The sequence below is a fragment of the Phenylobacterium sp. LjRoot219 genome (assembly GCF_964252995.1).
Taxonomy (GTDB): Bacteria; Pseudomonadota; Alphaproteobacteria; order Caulobacterales; family Caulobacteraceae; genus Phenylobacterium.
Genome location: NZ_CAXUQI020000001.1, coordinates 3070115 through 3087627 on the forward strand (window position 1 = coordinate 3070115; position 17513 = coordinate 3087627).

Sequence of the window (17513 nt, forward strand, 5' to 3'; positions counted from 1 at the left end):
CATGGCTGACGCCGCAGGTCCCGCCGCAGACCTCCTGCCACCCCGCTTCCGCGCCTGGTTCGAGCGCCGCGGCTGGACGCCGCGCGCCCACCAGCTGGCCATGGTCGAGAAGGGCCGCGAGGGCCGCGACGCCCTGCTGATCGCCCCGACCGGCGGCGGCAAGACGCTGGCCGGCTTCCTGCCCAGCCTGATCGAACTCTCCGAGCGCCCAGCCGCCAACACCCGGCCCGGCCTGCACACCCTCTACATCTCGCCGCTGAAGGCGCTGGCCGTCGACGTCGAGCGCAACCTGATGGCGCCGATCCTCGAGATGGGCCTGTCGGTGACGGCGGAATCCCGCACCGGCGACACCGGCCTCTCGCGCCGCCAGCGCCAGCGAGTGAAGCCGCCGGACATCCTGCTGACCACGCCGGAGCAGCTCGCCCTGCTCTGCGCCTGGGAGGGCGCGCGGCTGTTCTTCGAGGATCTGCGCTGCGTCATCCTCGACGAGATCCACACCCTGCACGCCTCCAAGCGCGGCGACCTGCTGGCGCTCGACCTCGCCCGGCTGCAGCAGTTCGCCCCGTCCCTGCGCCGCGTCGGCCTCTCGGCGACCGTCGACGACCCGGCGGTGATCAAGCGCTGGATGGGGCATCATGCGAACGCCCCCTCCATCTCGGCGCTGCGCGCCGATCCACCTCCCCCGCTGCGCGGTGGAGGATCTGGGTCGGAGATGCTCCACCGCAAAGCGGGGGAGGTGTCGGCGAAGCCGACTGAGGGGGCGTTAGCTGAGCACCGAGCCGCTCCCGGCGCTGCAGAAGACCCCGCCACCATCGACCTCGTCACCGGCCCGGCCGGCGCGGCGCCGATCGTCGAGGTGCTGCTGTCCGAGGGCCGTGTGCCGTGGTCCGGCCACACCGCCCAGCACGCCATGGCCGAGGTCTACGAGGTCATCCGCCGCGCCCGCACGGCGCTGGTGTTCGTCAACACCCGGTTCCAGGCGGAGTTCGCCTTCCAGGAGCTCTGGCGGCTGAACGACGACGCTCTGCCGATCGCCCTGCACCACGGCTCGCTGGCCGCCGAGCAGCGGCGCAAGGTGGAGGCGGCGATGGCCCGCGGCGAGCTTAGGGCGGTGGTCTGCACCTCCACCCTCGACCTCGGCATCGACTGGGGCGACGTCGACCTAGTGATCCAGCTCGCCTCGCCGAAAGGCGCTTCGCGCATGGTCCAGCGGATCGGCCGCGCCAACCACCGGCTGGACGAGCCCAGCCGCGCCCTGTTCGTGCCGGCCAACCGCTTCGAGATGCTGGAGTGCCAGGCCGCCCGCGAGGCGATCGCCGAGAACGCGCTTGACGGCGAGCCGGCGCGGGGCGGCGCGCTCGACGTGCTGGCCCAGCACGTCATGGGCTGCGCCTGCTCCGAGCCGTTCGACTTGCTGGCGCTCTTCGACGAGGTCCGTTCCGCCGGCCCCTACCGCGATCTCGCCTGGGAGGACTTCGAGCAGGTCGTCGATTTCGTCTCGACCGGCGGCTACGCGCTGAAGACCTACGACCGCTTCCGCCGGATCATCAAGGGCGAGGACGGGCTCTGGCGGGTGCGCAACGCCCAGACCGCCCAGCGCCACCGGCTGAACGTTGGCGCGATCGTCTCGCCGGCCATGCTGTCGGTGCGGCTTGCCGGCCGCCGCGGCGGCGTCGGCCGCAAGATCGGCGAGGTCGAGGAGGGCATGCTGGAGATGCTCGACCCCGGCGACACGTTCATCTTCGCCGGCCAGGTCTGGCGGCTGATGGGGGTGACCAATCTCGACGTGCTGGTCAGCCCGGCCCCCAACTCCGACCCCAAGATGCCGTCATGGGGCGGCTCGAAGTTCGCCTTGTCGACCTTCCTCGCCCGCCGGGTGCGGCAGCTGATGTTCGACGAGCGGCACTGGACGGTGCTGCCGCCGGACGTGCGCGAGTGGCTGGAGGCCCAGCGCGACCGCTCGCGCATCGTCGCCGAGGACGAGATGCTGCTGGAGACCTTCCCGCACGGGAAGCGCTTCTTCATGGTCTGCTACCCGTTCGAGGGCCGGCTGGCGCACACCACCCTGGCGATGCTGCTGACCCGGCGGCTAGAGCGCGCCGGCGCCGGGCCGCTGGGCTTCGTCTGCAACGACTATGCGCTGGCGATCTGGGCGCTGAAGCCGCTCGACGGGCTCGACTTCGACCAGCTGTTCGCCGAGGACATGCTGGGCGACGACCTCGAAGCCTGGCTGGCGGAAAGCTTCATGATGAAGCGCGCCTTCAAGGGCTGCGCTGTGATCGCCGGCCTGATCGAGCGCCGCTTCCCCGGCGATCAGCAGAAGACCGGCCGGCAGATCACCTTCTCCACCGACCTCATCTACGACGTCCTGCGCCGCCACCAGCCCGACCACCTGCTGCTGCGCTGCGCGCGGGCCGATGCGGCGACCGGCCTCATCGACGTGGCGCGGCTGGCGCAGATGCTGGCGCGGATCCGCGGCCGGATCCGGCACGCGCCCCTCGACCACCTGTCGCCGTTCTCGGTGCCGATCCTGCTGGAGATCGGCAAGGAACGGTCGCCAGGCGCGGCGGGCGAGGCCATCCTGGCTGAGGCGGAAGACGAGCTGATCGCCGAGGCTTTGACGTTGTGAACGGGGCCATGCTGCAAGAACCGGCTGAGACCTTCGCCTACGACTTCGCCCTCGCGACCTGCGGCTCGCTGCGCACCGGCGTGGCCGGCGCGACGGTGACGCTGAGGGCGTCCGGCGCGCTGTGGCTCGAGGCGGAAGGCGCGCTGATCGTCGCCGACCTGCACCTGGAGAAGGGCTCGTCTTACGCCCGGCGCGGCCAGATGCTGCCGCCCTACGACACCGCCGAGACGCTCGGCCGCCTGGAGGCGGAGGTCGCCCGCCTCGCGCCGCGCGTGCTCGTGCTGCTCGGCGACAGCTTTCACGACGGCGACTCCGAGGCCCGCCTGCACGTCGCCGATGCCGCGCGGCTCGTCGGGCTGGCGCGCGGCCGCCAGCTGGTCTGGGTGGTCGGCAACCACGACGCCGACGGCCCGCGCGCGCTGCCGGGCGAGCGCGCCGACGACCTCAGCCTCGCCGGCCTGCAGCTGCGCCACGAGCCACGGGCCGGCCCACAGGCCGGCGAGGTCTCGGGCCACCTGCACCCGGCCGCCAAGGTCCGCAGCCCGCGCGGCGCGGTGCGGCGGCGCTGCTTCGCGACCGACGGCGAGCGGCTGATCCTGCCGGCCTTCGGCGCCTACGCCGGCGGCCTCAATGTGCGCGATGCGGCCTTCGCCGGCCTGTTCCGCCGCCCGCTGCTGGCCGGCGCGCTCGGCCGCGACCGCGTCCACGCCATCGGCTGGCGCTCGCTCGCGGCGGATTGAACCTTACTCCGCTCATCCCGGCGAAGGCCGGGACCCAGATGGCAAGCGCCGGCGCGACCGGACCCTCGCCTCTTCCCACACGCTCAGGCTGGACCTGGGTCCCGGCCTTCGCCGGGATGAGCGGGTGGGTTTACCTCAGCTGCGCAGCGCGTGCTCCAGCCCGTTTTCATCCCGTCATGGCCCGGCTTGTCCGGGCCACCCAGCCCAAACCGCCAGCCTCAGTTGCTGCAGAACGCCACTGGGATGGATCACCCGGACACGCCGGGTGATGACGAATGTAATGAAGCGTTGCCGCCTCAGCTGCGCAGCGCGTGCTCCAGCGCCACCGCCAGCGAGACGCAGGCCGCGCCGGTGATCGCCGTCGACAGCAGCGGGAAGCGCGCTGCGGTTTGCGGCGCGGCGTGGTCGGACAGCCACTGGGTCATGAAGGCCGCCAGGTAGGCGACCAGGGTCCACGGCAGCTCCAGCCGCCAGCGCAGCAGCAGCAGCCCCCAGGCGACGACGCCGAACAGCACCGCCCCGGCCAAGCGGCCGCGACGCGGCACGCGGCGGCCGCTCTCCAGCCCCCAGCGCACGCCGGCCAGGAAGGACAGCACCACCGCCGACCAGGTCAGCAGCACGCTGATCGCCGGACGCGCCACCGTTTCCGGGCCAAAGCCGTAGACCACCGCAGAAACCGGGAACGGCGCCAGCGCCAGCCCGGCCATGAGCCACAGCGACATCGGCGCGGACTCGCGCGTGCGGATTGCGCCGATGGCGCTGTCGTCGGTGACCAAGCTCGATCCCTCCCCCGGGTGCGGCGAAGCTAGCCTGTTCCGCCCAGCGGCCCAAGCCTGAGACGGCCCTTAACGGGCCGCCACCTGCTGCACCGCGCCGGCGTGGCTGCGGACGGCGAAAGCGTGCGCCGCCTGCTCGGCGGCGGCGCGCTGCGCCGGCGTCAGCTGCGCCTGCAGGACCTGGGCGTTGCTGCGGGCCTGGGCGTCGCCGCCGGCCGCGGCGATGGTGAACCATGTGTAGGCCTGCACCGGGTCCCGGGCGACGCCGCTGCCGGACTGGTAGAGCAGGCCGAGGTTGAACTGGGAGTCGACGATCCCCTGCTCCGCCGCCGCCCGGAACCAGCGGGCCGCCGCGGTCAGGTCCTGCGCCCCGCCTTCGCCGCGGAAGTCGAACAGCGCCAGATTGTGCATGGCCGCCGCGTCGCCGCCTTCCGCCGCCCGTTCGGTCCAGCGCCGCGCCTCGGCGAGGTTTTGGGTCACGCCGTGCTCACCGGTCTCGTAGAGCTTGCCGAGATAGAACTGCGCCGGCGGATGGCCGGCCTCGGCGATCGCCTTCAGCTTCGCCAGCGCGCCGGGCTCGCCGGCCTCGACGCCGCGTGCGGCCTTGCCGAAGGCGGCCAGCAAGGCGTCGGCCAGCTGCGCCGGCGGGCGGCCGCTGGCGGTCGACGCCGGCTCCAGTCCGCCCAGCGCCTGCGGGCCCAGGGCCACCGCCGCGCGGGCCGGCTGGGCCTGGTCGGCCGCGGCGATCTCGGCTGCGGGGGCCGGCGACGGCCCCTGCATCAACACCACGCCCGCCGCGCCGACGCTCAGGAAAGCGGCGCCGCCGGCGACCATGATCGCGGTCTGTAAGGTCGAGCTCGGCGCGCGGCGCGGCCGCACGCTGAAGAAGCCGCCGCCCAGCGTCGCCGGCCGGCTGGTGCGCCAGCTGGCCTTGGCCTTGGCCTGCAGCCGCTCGGGCTTCTCGGCCGGTGCGGCGGCGCGGGCCGCGGCGCGGGCCTGTTCGATCACTTCGCGGGTCGACAGCGAAGGCTTCACCTCGGCGTCGGCCGGCGGCTCCGGCTGCTCGAGGCCGAACAGGTCCTCTTCCGGCTCCGGGATCGGCGCGAAATCGTCGGTCGGCTCGAAGCGCGCCGCCGCGAAAGGCGGCAGCGCCGGCGGCATGGTGTCGGTGAGGTCGAGCTCCTCGTCCTCGGCCACGTCCTCGGCGCGCGAGAACAGCTCCGGCCCGAACGCCGCGGGCGACGGCGCCGGTGGCGGCTGGATCGCGATCGACGGCGCGGGCACGGGCTCCGCGACGGCGCGCGGCGCTTCGCCCAAGCGCTGCTCCAGCCGGGCGCCGGTCTCCTCCAGCAGGCGGGCGGTGCGCTCCTCGCTCTCGCGGATCTTGTCGGCGAGGTCCTGGGCGGCGCGCTCCTGGCTCTGGGCCATGCGCTCGCTCACCCGGCTGACCTGCTCGCCGACGTCGTCGATCGCCTCGGCGGCGCGACGCTCGGAGACCAGCAGCCGGTCGCTGAGCTTGTCAGTGATCCGGCCGAGCTCGGTGCTGAGCCGCTCGAGCCCTTCGGTCTGGGTCTGTTCGGCGCGGCCCAGCCGGGCCTCCATGGCGCCGGCGACGCGGGCCATCTCGCCGCCGACCTGGGCGATCGCTGCGGCGTTGCGGTCCTCGGAATCCTGCAGCCGGCGGTTCAGGCTGTCGGCCATGCCCAACACGTCGCGGCCCATCTGCTGGATCGCGCGGGCGGAGCGCTGCTCGGCGGCCTTCACCTCGGCCGCCAGCTCGGCGAAGCGGCGGTCGACCCGGCCGCCGTCCACCGCCTTCAGCCGCTCCGACACCTGGGTGCGGGCGGCCTCGACCTGTTCGGTCAGCGCCTGGGCGAGGGCTTCGAATTTCTGGGCGTCGCCGCCGCGGCCGCCTTCGACCGCGCCGACCCGCGTGTCGAGCGTCGCCAGCGAGCGGCGCAGCGCGTCGAGCGCCTCGGCGGTGTGGCGCTCGGCGTTGGCCAGTCGGTCGCCCAGCCGCTGGACGACTTCGTCCATGAACTTCGCTGGATCGCGCGCCTCGGTGCGCGCCAGCCGCGCCTCCAGGGCCGCGACGCTGTCGCGCGCCCGCCCCTCGGATTCATAGATCTGTGCGGAGACCCGGCCGACCGACTGCTCCAGCGCGCGTAGCGCCTCGGTCGAACGCGGCCCGGCGGCCGCCTCGCTCTCCAGCCGGCGCAGCCGTTCGGCGAGCCGCGCGCCTTCGCTGCTGATCCGGTCGACGGCGCCGTCGACGCGGGTCGCGACCGCCAGGCTCTCGCGCTCGGAAGCCTCGATCCGCGCCACCGCCTGGCGCACGGAATGCTCGATGCTGGAGACCGCCAGGCCGGTGCGGGTCTCCGACGCCTCCAGCCGGTCGGTCAGGCGGTCCAGGGCGTGGGCGACGCGGCCCAGGTCGTCGCCGCGCGGGGCCGGCGTCTCGGCCACCAGCCGCGGCCGCGGCGGCGGATCCGGGAAGCGCGCCGGCGGTTCGGGCGCGGCGTACGGCGCAGGCTCCGACGCGGCGGTTTCGGCCCCGTCGTCCTCAAGGATTACGCGATTAAGCCACTCGCCCAGGGTCATGCCCGAACGGCGGGCATGGTCCTTCGCGACCTCACGAGCCTTGGGGTCTATCCCCTTAACGCTCCAGGGCGCCCCCGCCGTCATCGAATCGATCTCCCCAGCCACCTTGAGGCTAGGCGCCGATGGGTAGGGGTGTAAACGAGACCTTAACACCACATCTAGCGGTTCACCCACAGAGCTGTGGATGATCCGACCGCGGATCCGCCGCGCGGGCTTCAACCGCGGCGCGTGCTGCGCTACCGCGATGGCCATGGGCCTGACGCTCACCCTTTCGCTGCTCGCCGGCTGCGTGGCGCTCGCGGTCTTCGCCGGCTGGCGCGGCGCCCGCCCGCCCGACCTGATGCGCGGTCCCCGGCTGATGCCGTGGAGCCTGCTGATGACGCTGGCCGCCTGCGCCGCGGTAGTGCTGCTGGTGCACGTGGTCAATCTGCTCGGCGTGAAGACCGGGAGCTAACTCCTCCGCTCATCCCGGCGAAGGCCGGGGAGGACCCAGGTCCAGCCGCAGCGAACGACGGATGGGAGGCGGCGCCAATCGCGCGCCACTCTGAGCCCGCCATCTGGGTCCCGGCCTTCGCCGGGATGGGCGGATCGATAGTCGCTAAGCCGCCGCCTTCACCGGCTTCGGCTCCTCGCGCTTCGGCCGCTTGGTCAGGCCGGCCATCCCGCCCGAGGACAGCAGGCCGACGTCGGCCAGCAGCAGCGGCATGGTCCATTTGTGCGGGGCCGCCACATAGCGCGGCTGCCAAAGCGGGTCGTACTTGTCCTTGTACCGGCGCACGCCCTGGAAATTGTAGATCTCCTCGCCGCGCTCGAAGAGCAGCTTGCCGACCCGGGACATGATCGGGGCCAGCGGCCGGTCGTCGAGCCCGGCCAGCGGCGCCATGCCGAACTCAAAGGCCTCGTAGCCCTGCTCGCGGCCCCAGGCGATCAGCTCGACGAACAGGTAGTCCATGATGTTCTTCGGCGCGTCGTCGGCGTAGCGCATCAGGTCCATCGAGAACGCCCCGCGCCCCGCCGTGGCCCAGATGTTGGCGAACGCCACCGGCTTGCCGTGGTCGCGCACCACCGCCACCGGAAACTCCGCCACATAGCTCGACCGGAAGGCGCCCATCGAGAACGCCTTCTCGCCGCCGGCGTGGTGGCTCAGCCACTGGTCGGAGATCGCCTGCAGCTCGGGCATGACCGCGACCAGCGCATCGCCCTCGAGCACCTCGAAGGTGGCGCCTTCCTCGGCCGCCTTGCGCCAGGCCCGCCGCAGGTTGCCGCGCTTGCGGCCCTCGATCGAGAAGGTCTCGAGCGGCACGGCGGCGGATTCGCCGACCTTCTGGATCGAGAAGCCCAGCTCGACGATGTCCGGCAGGTCCTCGCCGGTCAGGGCGTAGAGGCCCGGCCGCGCGGCGTGGCTGTCGGCGAGCTCGCGGAACCGCCAGAGCAGCTCCAGCCGCTCGTCGCGACGCCCGACCGGCCCGCCCAGGGCGATCCAGCTGCGGCCGCGCACGCCGAACATCAGGAAGCTGTCGCCGGAGTTGGAGAACAGGAACCGCTTGTCGCCCAGCAGCGCCAGGTTGGAGCTCGGCTCGGCGGCCTCGGCCTTGGCCAGGATCGCGCGGACCCGGGCGAACTTCGGGTCGGCCTCGCCGGTCACCGGCGGGGTCGCTGCCGAGACGAACATCCGCCAGAGCCCGAAGATGAACAGGGCCAGCGCCGCGCCCGCCCAGGCGCGGATCGCCCGCGCGGCGTCGGCGTCGGCCATCACCCGCCACCAGGGCTGGCCGGCGTAGTCGGCGTGCTGGAACGACCAGAGCCCGAGCAGCCCCGCGCCCAGCACCGCGCAGGCGGCGGAGAACAGCCAGCCCGGGGTGATCTCCATGCGCGACAGCCGCGCGGTGCGCGGGAAGGCCGCGCGGAACGGCGCCAGCAGCACGGCGAGCGCCACCAGGGCCGCCGTCTCCTCCCAGTTGAAGCCTTTGAGCAGCGCCAGCGGCGCGGCGATCAGCAGCGCCGCCATGGTCGCCGCCCACGCCGCGCCCAGCCGCGCCCGCAGCCCGAAGGCGAGCAGCACCAGCACCAGGCCCATCACGCTGGAGGCGAAGTGGCTGACCTCGATCAGGAAGACCGGCGTGATCGCCAGCAGCCGCATGAAGCGGTAGGGCTCGGAGGGCGTCGCCGCGGAGGCCACCAGCATGATCCCCGCAGCCAGGGTCAGCACCGCCGCCGTCGCCGGCGCGGCGGCGTACAGCGCCGGCTTCAGGTCTTTCCAGAACGGCATTGCGGCGGAGGGCCTCTCCCGTGGCAGGGAGCCCGCTTATAGCTGATTTCCCGTCGTTCCAGGCGCCGGTCGCCGGTTTCCTGACCGGCGCGGCGGACTGCGGCGCCGCAGCAGGCGCGACGCGGCCCGCGAATCCGATAAGCAAGCGCGGATGAGCGGCATCAGCGACCTTGAAATCTACCAGCGGTTCGTCGCGATTGCGGACGAGTTCGACCAGATGACGGCCCGTGGCCCGAGCCTGATCGGCGGCACCGCCCTGAGCACGGCCAACCGCACCCTGCGCGGCATGGCCGCGGCGATCTACGAACACAGCCTGATCGTCGCGGACGACGACGTCCTGCCGCAATAGCGTCAGGCGCCGGCCGGCGGCTATTCCGGCGCGAAGCCGCGCAGCAGTTCCGCCAGCTCCGGCTCGTGGACGAGCTCGGCGGCCTCCTGCGGGCTGGTCCAGCGCCGCACGCGCTGATGCGCCTCGTCCCAGTTCTCCCGCTCGGTCTCGACCTTCAGCGGATAGACCCCGACGCGGACCTTCTGCAGCCGGCCGCTGCTCAGCCGCTTGTCGTAGTGGTAGACGCCGATCTTCTTCGCCACCGCGCCCTCGACGCCGGCCTCTTCGAGCGCTTCGCGCGCCGCCGTCTTCGGCGCCTTCAGCCCCTTGATCGGCCAGCCCTTGGGGATCACCCAGCGGCGGGTCTCGCGCGAGGTGATCAGCAGCACCTCGAGCGCGCCGCCGGCGTCGCGACGCCACGGCAGGGCGGCGGCCTGGGCGCGCGGTTCCCGATCGGGTTCGGCGGGAATTTGGCCCGGCTTGGCCATCAGCCGAAGAACCGGTCGGCCAGCCGCGCCAGGCCGTAGAACATTGCGCCCATCACGGCGGCGATCGGCATGGTGATCACCCAGGCCCAGACGATGCCGGTGGCGAGGTTCCAGCGCACCGCCGACACCCGCCGCGCCGCGCCCACGCCGACGATCGCGCCGGTGATGGTGTGGGTCGTCGAGACCGGCACGCCGATGTGAGTGGCCAGGAACAGCGTGATGGCGCCGCCGGTCTCAGCGCAGAAGCCCTGCTGAGGCGACAGACGGGTGATTTTCGAGCCCATGGTGTGCACGATACGCCAACCGCCCATCAGCGTTCCCATCGCCATCGCCGCCTGGCAGCTCAGCACCACCCACAACGGCACATGGAACTCGCCGCCCAGCTTGCCGTGGGCGAACAGCAGCACGGCGATGATGCCCATGGTTTTCTGCGCGTCGTTGCCGCCGTGCCCGAGCGAATAGAGCGAGGCTGAGACGAACTGCAGCTTGCGGAAGGTAGAGTCGGCCAGCGCCGGGGTGCTCCTGCGGAACACCCAGGAGACGATCAGCACCAGGAGCAAGGCCAGCGAGAAGCCGATCGCCGGCGAAACGACGATCCCGGAAACCGTCTTCAGCACGCCCGACCAGACGATCGGGTCGAGGCCGGCCTTGGCGAAGCCGGCGCCCAGCAGGCCGCCGATCAAGGCGTGCGACGACGACGACGGAATCCCGGCCAGCCAGGTCACCACGTTCCAGGTGATCGCCCCGCCCAGCGCGCCGAAGATCACCGCGTCGGAGATGATGTCCGGGTGGATGATCCCCTTGCCCACGGTGTTGGCGACGTGGAGCCCGAAGAACATGAAGGCGATGAAATTGAAGAACGCCGCCCAGATGACCGCGTAGTTCGCCGGCAGCACCCGGGTCGAGACGATGGTGGCGATCGAATTGGCCGCGTCGTGCAGGCCGTTCAGGAAGTCGAAGATCAGCGCGATGGCGATCAGAAAGAGGAGCATCAGCCCCATTCCGGCGATTTCCACGTGAACGAGACCCTTAGAGGTGCTCGATCAGCACGCCGCTGATCCGGTTGGCCACGTCCTCGAACCGGTCGACCACCTTTTCGAGGTGGTCGTAGATCTCCGAGCCGACGATGAACGCCATCGGATCGCCGCGCGCCGGCCCCTGGAGCAGCGCCGCCATGCCCTTGTCGTAGAGGCCGTCGGAATCCTCTTCGAGGCGGGTGACCTCCTCGGTGATGGTGTTCAGCCGGGTGGCGTTGACCCGCAGCGCGCGCAGCAGCGGCACCGCCTCGGCGGTCAGGTCGGCGGTCTTCACGATCACCTCGCCGAGGGTGACCATGTCCGGCGCAAACTGCCGCTGATCGAACAGGGTGATCACCTTGGCGGTCTTGTGCATCTGGTCGATGGCGTCGTCCATCGAACTGATCAGATCGCGGATGTCGGCGCGGTCGAACGGCGTGATGAAGGTCCGGCGCACCGCCAGCATCACTTCGCGGGTGATCGAATCGGCCTCGGTTTCATGCCGGGCGATGTCGGCGCAGCGCGCCGGCACGCCCTCTCCGCCTTGTTCGAGCAGTTCGCGCAGCGAGCGTGCGCCGGCGCACAGCGTCCGCGCATGCGCCTCGAACATATCGAAGAAGGCTTCCTCGCGCGGCATCAGCGCCTGGAACCACCTCAGCATACGGACAACCTCGCCTCTCCAGCCCAGTTGGGGCGCAGCCCTAAGGCCGGGGAGGTCGCCTGTAAACGGGGCCTAGGCGCGCGGTCCCGCGCGGGTCGGGTCGGAAAGGTGCGCGCGGCGCTAGACCGTCGCCCCATGCTGCGGCTAGAGCACCGTCCATGAGCGAGAGCGACCCCGCCAAGACCGCGCCGGCCGGCTGGGTGATCGGCGTGATGCTGGCCGCCGGCGGCCAGCCGATGCAGCGGCACTATTACGCCGTCGGCCATGCCGACCGCGCCAAGGCGGAATGGACCGCGGTCGACTACGCCGTCACCGCCGGCGAGGTCGCCGCGAGCCCGATCGGCGGCGACGAGCCGGTCGCGGCGCTGCGGCCGCTGACCCGCCTGCGCATGACGACGCTGGGCCTGGCGAGCGGCGAGGTTCGCGAACTGGGCTGGCGCTACCCCCGCCGCTGGCTGACCTAGCGTCAACCGCGACAGCCGAGCCTCGGCCCAAGATCAATCTTCGATTGCACGCAGCGCGTGCCTATTAGCCGCGTTCTGGTGTTGCGGCGCTGTCACCAGTCGCGCGCCCGGAAATCGCGGCAGGGTGGTAACGACCGCGACACAACCCTGACCAACTATTGAAAGTTCTTCAGCGCGAGACTTGCCGGCTGATCGCCGCAGATCACCAGGTCATCTGAACCTCAACTGCATGTGGCAAATTTTTATCTGCACCCACCAATGAATGTCGAGTTCTCGACAGTCTTTGCGTCGCCAGATCGATAACTTGAAACCAACGTCGGACGGCGACGTTTGATTCGCGGTTTCAAGGGCCCTTACTCGCGTTGCAAAATCGCCTGCTTGTGTCTCTGCCCGCCGACGACTTTGCGTTAGTGGCCCCGCACCTCGCCCAGGTCGAGCTCGAGCGCGGCCGGCTGCTGTATGAGCCCGGCGACCGCATCGATTCGGTCTATTTCCCGCACGACGGGGTCATCTCGATGATGACCCTGATGGAGAACGGCGCGGCGATCGAGAGCGCGACCATCGGCCACGAGGGCGCGCTGGGCCTGCACACCGCCGTCACGCCGCGCGTGTCGCTGTCGCGCGCCATCGTGCAGACTCCGGTGAAGGCCAGCCGCATCAGCGCCGCCCATCTGCACGACGCCTGGAGCAAGAGCGCGCGGCTGCGCGAGCTTGTCGAGCGCCACACCGAGGCGCTGTTCGGCCATGCCCTGCAGTCGGTCGGCTGCAACGCCCTGCATTCGGTGGAGGCGCGGTTCTGCCGCTGGCTGCTGACCTGCGACGACCGGATCTCGACCAACACCATCGCCCTGACCCAGGAATTCCTCGCCGACATGCTCGGCGTGCAGCGGACCACGGTGACCGCCGTCGCCCGCAGCCTGCAGGAGAAGGGCGCGATCCAGTACCGCCGCGGCGTGCTCGCGATCATCGACCGCGCCGCGCTCGAGGCGCTCGCCTGCGAATGCTACGGCGTCATCCACCGCAACTACGAACGGCTGCTGCCGAAGCGGGCGTAGACCGGACTAAAACCCGTTCATCCCGGCGAAGGCCGGGACCCAGATTCAGCCCCAGCGCGGACCGTCCGGCCGCTCTAGCTGGCTTGGGCTCAACCGCCATCTTGACCGGGCTCGCCCCCAATCCGCAGCAGCGCCTCCTCGAGGATCGGCCGCTGCCCGCGGTGGATCTTCTCCAGCGCCGCCTCGGCGGCGACGTAGGCCGCCTGGTCGACCTCCGGGAAGGTCTGGGTGCGGCCGGAGCGCGGCGGCCACTCGATCTCGAACAGATTGCTCTGCAGCTGCGACAGGTCGAGGTCGGCGGCGACCAGCCAGGCGTGCACCCACTTGCCGCCGGGCAGCTTGCACGGCGTCAGCGGGACGAAGGGGCCGTCGAGTTCGAGGTCGAGCTCCTGGCCGAGCTCCTCGGCGAACTCCCGCCGCGCGGCGGCCAGCAGGTCCTCGCCCGCCTCGACCAGGCCCTTGGGGATCGACCAGGCGGCGGCGTCCTTGCCGCGCCAATAGGGGCCGCCCGGATGCGCCAGCAGGATCTCCGGCCCGGAAGGCCCCGGCCGCCAGACTACCAGGCCCGCGCTGACCGGACCGGTCACGGCCGTCCGACGGAGCTCCCGCGCACGTCCGGCGCGGCGCCCAGCGCCGGCTCGCCGATCGCCAGCCCGCCCGCGACGAGCTGGGTCCAGACGTCCTCGGCGCTGTCGGCGAAACTGAACAGGTCCAGGTCCTGCGGCGAGATCATGCCGGCCTCCAGCAGCGCCTCGAAGTTGACCACGGAGCGCCAATAGGTCTCGTCGAACAGCACCACCGGGATCTGCGGCATCTTGTCGGTCTGCCGCAGGGTCAGGATCTCGAACAGCTCGTCGAAGGTGCCGAAGCCGCCCGGGAACACAACCAGCGCGTTGGCCCGCATCGCCAGGTGCATCTTGCGCATGGCGAAGTAGTGGAAGCGGAAGGTCAGCTCCGGGGTCGAATAGGGATTGGGCTCCTGCTCGTGCGGCAGGGTGATGTTGAAGCCGATCGACGGCGCGCCGGCGTCGGCGGCCCCGCGGTTGGCGGCCTCCATCGCGCCTGGGCCGCCGCCGGTGGCGATGACGTTGTCGCGGGTGCCGGTGGACTCCAGGAAGGCCCCGCCGCGCTGCGAGGCGATCGCGCCGAACTCGCGCGCCGCCGCATACCAGGCGCGCTGCCGGCCCGGGCCGTTCTCGTGGATCCGGGCGCTGCCGAACACCACGATCGTCGAGCGCACGCCCCAGGCGCGCAGCGCCTCGTCGACCTTGGCGAACTCCAGCAGGAAGCGCACCCCGCGCATCGACGAGCCGAGCAGGAACTCTTCGTCGAGGGCGGCCAGGCGGTAGGAGGGCGAGGCGATCTGGGCGGCGTTCGCGGCGGCGCGGGCGGCTGGGTCCATGCCGTTTTCTACTCCGCCACCGGACGGGGCGGAAGTTGTGCTCAGCCGGCGACGACTTGCGCCTCGGCCTCTGTCACCGGCAGCACCAGGTCGGCGACCGCCGACCACAGCGCCTCGGCCTCGAACGGTTTGCCGACCACCGCGTCCATGCCCGCGGCGCGGTACTCGGCGACCTGGTGGGCCATGACGTTGGCGGACAGGGCGATGATCGGCGTGCGCGGGCGGCCCTCGCGCGCCTCCAGGCTGCGGATCTCGCGCGAGGCGGCGACCCCGTCGGTCACCGGCATCTGGATGTCCATCAGCACCAGGTCGAAGCCGCCGGCCCGGTAGGCCTCGATCGCCTCGCGCCCGTCGCCGACCAGCGTCAGCTGCGCGCCCAGCGGCTCCAGCAGCGCCCGCAGGATCACCTGGTTGGTCGCATTGTCCTCCGCCGCCAGGATGCGCACGTCGAGCGGCCCCGACGGCTCAGCCATCGCCACCGGCTGCTCCAGCGCCGGCGCGACTGCGGCCGTCACCGGCAGGCGCAGGCGGAAGATGCTGCCGACGCCCGGCGCGCTCTCCGCCTCCAGCGCCCCGCCCATCAGCTCGGCGAGCTCGCGCGAGACCGCAAGCCCCAGCCCGGTGCCGCCGAAGCGCCGATCCTTGGCGCTCTCCAGCTGGGCGAACTTCTCGAACACCTCGGCCATCCGCTCGGGCGGGATGCCGATGCCGGTGTCGGTGACGCGAAACTCGACCGCCGCGCCGCAGGGGAGCAGTTCGGCCCGCACCGCCACCCGGCCCTGGCCGGTGAACTTGACCGCGTTGGACACCAGATTGGCCAGCACCTGCTGTAGCCGCAGCGGGTCGCCGGTCCACCTCGCGCCCGCCAGCTCGCCGAGGTCCAGCTCCAGCGTCAGCCCCTTGTCCGCCGCCAGGCTCTCGAACGGCGCGCAGGCCGCCTCGGCGATCGCCGCCGGACAGAAGTCCACCGCCTGCAGGGTGAGCTTGCCGGCCTCGATCTTCGCCAGGTCCAGTAGGTCGTTGAGCAGCTCCAGCAGCTGCTGGCCGGACTGCCGGACCAGACCGACCCGCGCGCACTGGTCGGGGGTCAGCTGGTCGTCGCGGGCCAGCACCTGGGTCATGCCGAGAATGCCGTGCAGCGGCGTGCGGATCTCGTGACTGACGTTGGCCAGGAACTCCGACTTGGCGCGGTTGGCGGCCTCGGCCGCGGCGACCGCGCGGGCCAAGGCCAGCGTCTGCTCCTTGATGTCGGTGATGTCGACGCGCAGCCCCAGCGTGCCGCCGTCCGCGGTGCGGCGGTCCTCGATCAGCAGCCAGCGGCCGTCGGCCAGATGCTGCTCGTGCCGCGCGCCGGTCTCCAGCAGTTGCCGCTCGCGCTCGGCGACCCACTCGGTCTCGCGGCCGACCGCCTCGGGATAGTCGCCGCGGGCGACGCCGATCCGCAGCACCTCGACCAGCCGCCGGCCCGGGGCGAACAGATCGGCCGAGCGGTGGTAGATGTCGGCGTAGGCCTGGTTCCACAGGACGTAGCGGCCCTCGGCGTCCAGCAGCACCAGGCCTTCGGGGATCGCCTCCAGCACCGCGCGCAGCCGCGCTTCGGCCACGGCCGCGCGCGCCTCGGCCGGAGAGAGTTCCCGCCGTAGCCCAAGGCCCAGGCGGCGCCGTAGCGCCGCAAGCCCCCTTCCCCATCGTCCCGTCATCATTCGGAGGCCGCCCTCGCACACGTGAGCGACCACCCGTGCCGGGCTCGGTAAACGCTTTCTTGCCAACCGTTTCGGACCGCCGCCCGGCCGCTCGAATCCCGAGCAGGCGCCGCTTTCGTCGACCGAAACGCCTGCGCTTTAGGCGCCGCGGGGAACAGCCGGCGCCGCTTCTCGTTCGGGACCCGCATGCCCGATCGCTGCGCCAAAGCTCGCCGCCTGGGGACAGCGCTGGCCGCCGCCGCTGCGGTGCTTGGCGCGGCGGGATGTTCGCGGCTGGCCGACATGGGGCTGGATGGGCGACCGCTGACGGTCGACACCCCGATCGGCCCGCTGACGCGCTGGCGACTGCTGCGCAACGTCGACGAACCGCAGGCCTGCCGCGCCTGGCTGGAGGACGCCGGCGTCGCGTTCACGCCGGTCACCGACCGCGCGGAGGACAGCTTCTGCGTGGTCAGCGACGCCGGAACCCTCGGCGACGAGATCGCCGGAACCGACGTCCGGCTCTCCCCGCGGCGGCCGATGATGACCTGCCAGCTGGCGGCGGCGATGGCGGTGTGGCGGCGCGGATCGGTGGAGCCGGCGGCGCGCGAGCTGCTCGGCGCCGACGTGCGCCGAATGGATCATCTCGGCGTCTACGCCTGCCGGCGCATCTACAATCAGAGCGCGGGCCGGGCGAGCGCCCACGCCCGCGCCGCGGCGATCGACATCGCAGGCTTCCAGCTCAGCGACGGGCGGCGGGTGAGCGTGGCGCGGCACTGGCCGGGCGACACGCCGGAGGCGCGGTTCCTTCGCCGCATCCGCGACGACGCCTGCCAGGTGTTCGGCACGACCCTGTCGCCGGACTACAACGCCGCCCACGCGGATCATCTGCATCTGGAGAGCGGCTGGGGCGGCGTCTGCGTCTGAGCCGCGCGCTGGCCCGCCGATGGCGAGACATGCGAAAATCCAGCCCCGCATCGACGGAGACCCCCATGGCCACGATCCATCGCGAGATCCACATCGCCTGCGACCCGGACCGGGCCTGGAGCGAGCTCCGAGACTTCGGCGCGGCCGCCCGCCTGTTCGCCGGCGTGCTCACCGACTGCCAGGAAGCGGCGGGCCTGCGCACCGTCACCTTCGCCAGCGACCTGGTGGTCCAGGAGCGGCTGGTCGGCCGGGACGAGGCCCGGCGGCGTCTCGCCTACACCGTGGTCGACGGCGGCTTCACCCAGCACAGCGCAGCCATGCAGCTGCTGCCTGAAGCTGGCGGCGTCCGCTTCGTATGGACCAGCGACTTCCTGCCGGATGACGCCGCGTCCACCGTCGAGCCGCTCGTCGAGGCGGGCTGCCAGGCCATCAAGCGCGTGCTCGAAGCCCGCTGAGCCGACGGCCGGGCTCGCCG

At 71.9% G+C, this 17513-nt stretch carries 17 protein-coding genes; 8 read left to right on the forward strand and 9 right to left on the reverse strand.

Annotation, left to right across the window (positions count from 1 at the left end):
• The first annotated feature begins 1 nt into the window (after position 1).
• Positions 2 to 2629 carry a ligase-associated DNA damage response DEXH box helicase gene (locus ACSQ14_RS15055; protein ID WP_436014156.1) on the forward strand — a complete coding sequence of 876 codons (2628 nt, stop codon included), beginning with the start codon at positions 2 to 4 and terminating at the stop codon, positions 2627 to 2629.
• An 8-nt stretch (positions 2630 to 2637) separates the two neighbouring features.
• Positions 2638 to 3369, forward strand: a complete 732-nt coding sequence (pdeM, locus tag ACSQ14_RS15060; protein WP_436014158.1) for a ligase-associated DNA damage response endonuclease PdeM — start codon at positions 2638 to 2640, stop codon at positions 3367 to 3369.
• Positions 3370 to 3665: 296 nt separating this feature from the next.
• Here the strand turns inward: pdeM and ACSQ14_RS15065 are convergent, their stop codons facing one another.
• Both ACSQ14_RS15065 and ACSQ14_RS15070 read right to left on the reverse strand, forming a co-directional pair.
• Complete coding sequence (locus ACSQ14_RS15065; RefSeq protein ID WP_436014160.1) at positions 3666 to 4145, reverse strand: DUF3429 domain-containing protein; 480 nt, start codon at positions 4143 to 4145, stop codon at positions 3666 to 3668.
• Positions 4146 to 4214: 69 nt separating this feature from the next.
• On the reverse strand, positions 4215 to 6830 hold the full coding sequence (locus ACSQ14_RS15070) for a Localization factor PodJS (RefSeq protein ID WP_436014162.1): 2616 nt from the start codon (positions 6828 to 6830) through the stop codon (positions 4215 to 4217).
• A 100-nt stretch (positions 6831 to 6930) separates the two neighbouring features.
• On the opposite strand from ACSQ14_RS15070, the gene ACSQ14_RS15075 reads away from it, so the two are divergent.
• Entirely contained in the window at positions 6931 to 7200 is a 270-nt protein-coding gene (locus ACSQ14_RS15075) for a hypothetical protein (RefSeq protein WP_436014164.1), read from the forward strand.
• A 144-nt stretch (positions 7201 to 7344) separates the two neighbouring features.
• Here ACSQ14_RS15075 and ACSQ14_RS15080 read toward each other — a convergent pair whose 3' ends face one another.
• Positions 7345 to 9015 (reverse strand): GNAT family N-acetyltransferase, encoded by a 1671-nt coding sequence (locus ACSQ14_RS15080; RefSeq protein WP_436014166.1) that lies wholly within the window; start codon positions 9013 to 9015, stop codon positions 7345 to 7347.
• 151 nt (positions 9016 to 9166) lie between these two features.
• Between ACSQ14_RS15080 and ACSQ14_RS15085 the strand changes: the two genes are divergently transcribed.
• Positions 9167 to 9364 carry a hypothetical protein gene (locus tag ACSQ14_RS15085; protein ID WP_436014168.1) on the forward strand — a complete coding sequence of 66 codons (198 nt, stop codon included), beginning with the start codon at positions 9167 to 9169 and terminating at the stop codon, positions 9362 to 9364.
• Positions 9365 to 9384: 20 nt separating this feature from the next.
• Here the strand turns inward: ACSQ14_RS15085 and ACSQ14_RS15090 are convergent, their stop codons facing one another.
• The 3 genes from ACSQ14_RS15090 to ACSQ14_RS15100 are packed head-to-tail and all read right to left on the reverse strand — an operon-like array spanning position 9385 to position 11508.
• A complete protein-coding gene (locus ACSQ14_RS15090) occupies positions 9385 to 9831 on the reverse strand; it encodes an NUDIX hydrolase (protein WP_436014170.1) in 447 nt (148 codons plus the stop codon).
• The gene (locus ACSQ14_RS15095) at positions 9831 to 10823 is read right to left on the reverse strand and encodes an anion permease (RefSeq protein WP_436014172.1); all 993 of its coding nucleotides are present in this window, start codon (positions 10821 to 10823) and stop codon (positions 9831 to 9833) included. Before ACSQ14_RS15095 ends, ACSQ14_RS15090 begins: the two co-directional genes overlap by 1 nt.
• Positions 10824 to 10860: 37 nt before the next feature.
• A complete protein-coding gene (locus ACSQ14_RS15100) occupies positions 10861 to 11508 on the reverse strand; it encodes a DUF47 domain-containing protein (RefSeq protein ID WP_436014174.1) in 648 nt (215 codons plus the stop codon).
• 158 nt (positions 11509 to 11666) lie between these two features.
• Between ACSQ14_RS15100 and ACSQ14_RS15105 the strand changes: the two genes are divergently transcribed.
• A complete protein-coding gene (locus tag ACSQ14_RS15105; protein ID WP_436014176.1) occupies positions 11667 to 11972 on the forward strand; it encodes a hypothetical protein in 306 nt (101 codons plus the stop codon).
• A gap of 380 nt (positions 11973 to 12352) precedes the next feature.
• Entirely contained in the window at positions 12353 to 13027 is a 675-nt protein-coding gene (locus ACSQ14_RS15110; protein ID WP_436014178.1) for a Crp/Fnr family transcriptional regulator, read from the forward strand.
• Between the two features lie 89 nt (positions 13028 to 13116).
• On the opposite strand, the gene ACSQ14_RS15115 is transcribed toward ACSQ14_RS15110, so the two are convergent.
• From ACSQ14_RS15115 to ACSQ14_RS15125, 3 genes are read right to left on the reverse strand one after another with little or no spacing between them, the layout of a single operon-like run.
• A complete protein-coding gene (locus ACSQ14_RS15115) occupies positions 13117 to 13614 on the reverse strand; it encodes an NUDIX domain-containing protein (RefSeq protein ID WP_436014180.1) in 498 nt (165 codons plus the stop codon).
• Entirely contained in the window at positions 13611 to 14429 is an 819-nt protein-coding gene (locus ACSQ14_RS15120) for a TIGR00730 family Rossman fold protein (protein WP_436014182.1), read from the reverse strand. Before ACSQ14_RS15120 ends, ACSQ14_RS15115 begins: the two co-directional genes overlap by 4 nt.
• Before the next feature lie 41 nt (positions 14430 to 14470).
• Positions 14471 to 16033 (reverse strand): ATP-binding protein, encoded by a 1563-nt coding sequence (locus ACSQ14_RS15125; protein WP_436014184.1) that lies wholly within the window; start codon positions 16031 to 16033, stop codon positions 14471 to 14473.
• 285 nt (positions 16034 to 16318) lie between these two features.
• On the opposite strand from ACSQ14_RS15125, the gene ACSQ14_RS15130 reads away from it, so the two are divergent.
• The gene (locus ACSQ14_RS15130; RefSeq protein ID WP_436014186.1) at positions 16319 to 17038 is read left to right on the forward strand and encodes an extensin-like domain-containing protein; all 720 of its coding nucleotides are present in this window, start codon (positions 16319 to 16321) and stop codon (positions 17036 to 17038) included.
• A 65-nt stretch (positions 17039 to 17103) separates the two neighbouring features.
• A complete protein-coding gene (locus ACSQ14_RS15135; RefSeq protein ID WP_436014188.1) occupies positions 17104 to 17493 on the forward strand; it encodes an SRPBCC family protein in 390 nt (129 codons plus the stop codon).
• The last annotated feature ends 20 nt before the right edge of the window (positions 17494 to 17513 follow it).

Excerpts from the sequence above, each read along its gene's own strand:
- ACSQ14_RS15075 (WP_436014164.1), top strand. The coding sequence starts at position 6,931 with ATGATCCGACCGCGGATCCGCCGCGCGGGCTTCAACCGCGGCGCGTGC.
- pdeM (WP_436014158.1), top strand. The coding sequence starts at position 2,638 with ATGCTGCAAGAACCGGCTGAGACCTTCGCCTACGACTTCGCCCTCGCG.
- ACSQ14_RS15100 (WP_436014174.1), bottom strand. The coding sequence starts at position 11,508 with ATGCTGAGGTGGTTCCAGGCGCTGATGCCGCGCGAGGAAGCCTTCTTC.
- ACSQ14_RS15135 (WP_436014188.1), top strand. The coding sequence starts at position 17,104 with ATGGCCACGATCCATCGCGAGATCCACATCGCCTGCGACCCGGACCGG.
- ACSQ14_RS15055 (WP_436014156.1), top strand. The coding sequence starts at position 2 with ATGGCTGACGCCGCAGGTCCCGCCGCAGACCTCCTGCCACCCCGCTTC.
- ACSQ14_RS15080 (WP_436014166.1), bottom strand. The coding sequence starts at position 9,015 with ATGCCGTTCTGGAAAGACCTGAAGCCGGCGCTGTACGCCGCCGCGCCG.
- ACSQ14_RS15085 (WP_436014168.1), top strand. The coding sequence starts at position 9,167 with ATGAGCGGCATCAGCGACCTTGAAATCTACCAGCGGTTCGTCGCGATT.
- ACSQ14_RS15120 (WP_436014182.1), bottom strand. The coding sequence starts at position 14,429 with ATGGACCCAGCCGCCCGCGCCGCCGCGAACGCCGCCCAGATCGCCTCG.
- ACSQ14_RS15090 (WP_436014170.1), bottom strand. The coding sequence starts at position 9,831 with ATGGCCAAGCCGGGCCAAATTCCCGCCGAACCCGATCGGGAACCGCGC.
- ACSQ14_RS15130 (WP_436014186.1), top strand. The coding sequence starts at position 16,319 with ATGCCCGATCGCTGCGCCAAAGCTCGCCGCCTGGGGACAGCGCTGGCC.
- ACSQ14_RS15070 (WP_436014162.1), bottom strand. The coding sequence starts at position 6,830 with ATGACGGCGGGGGCGCCCTGGAGCGTTAAGGGGATAGACCCCAAGGCT.
- ACSQ14_RS15105 (WP_436014176.1), top strand. The coding sequence starts at position 11,667 with ATGAGCGAGAGCGACCCCGCCAAGACCGCGCCGGCCGGCTGGGTGATC.
- ACSQ14_RS15095 (WP_436014172.1), bottom strand. The coding sequence starts at position 10,823 with ATGCTCCTCTTTCTGATCGCCATCGCGCTGATCTTCGACTTCCTGAAC.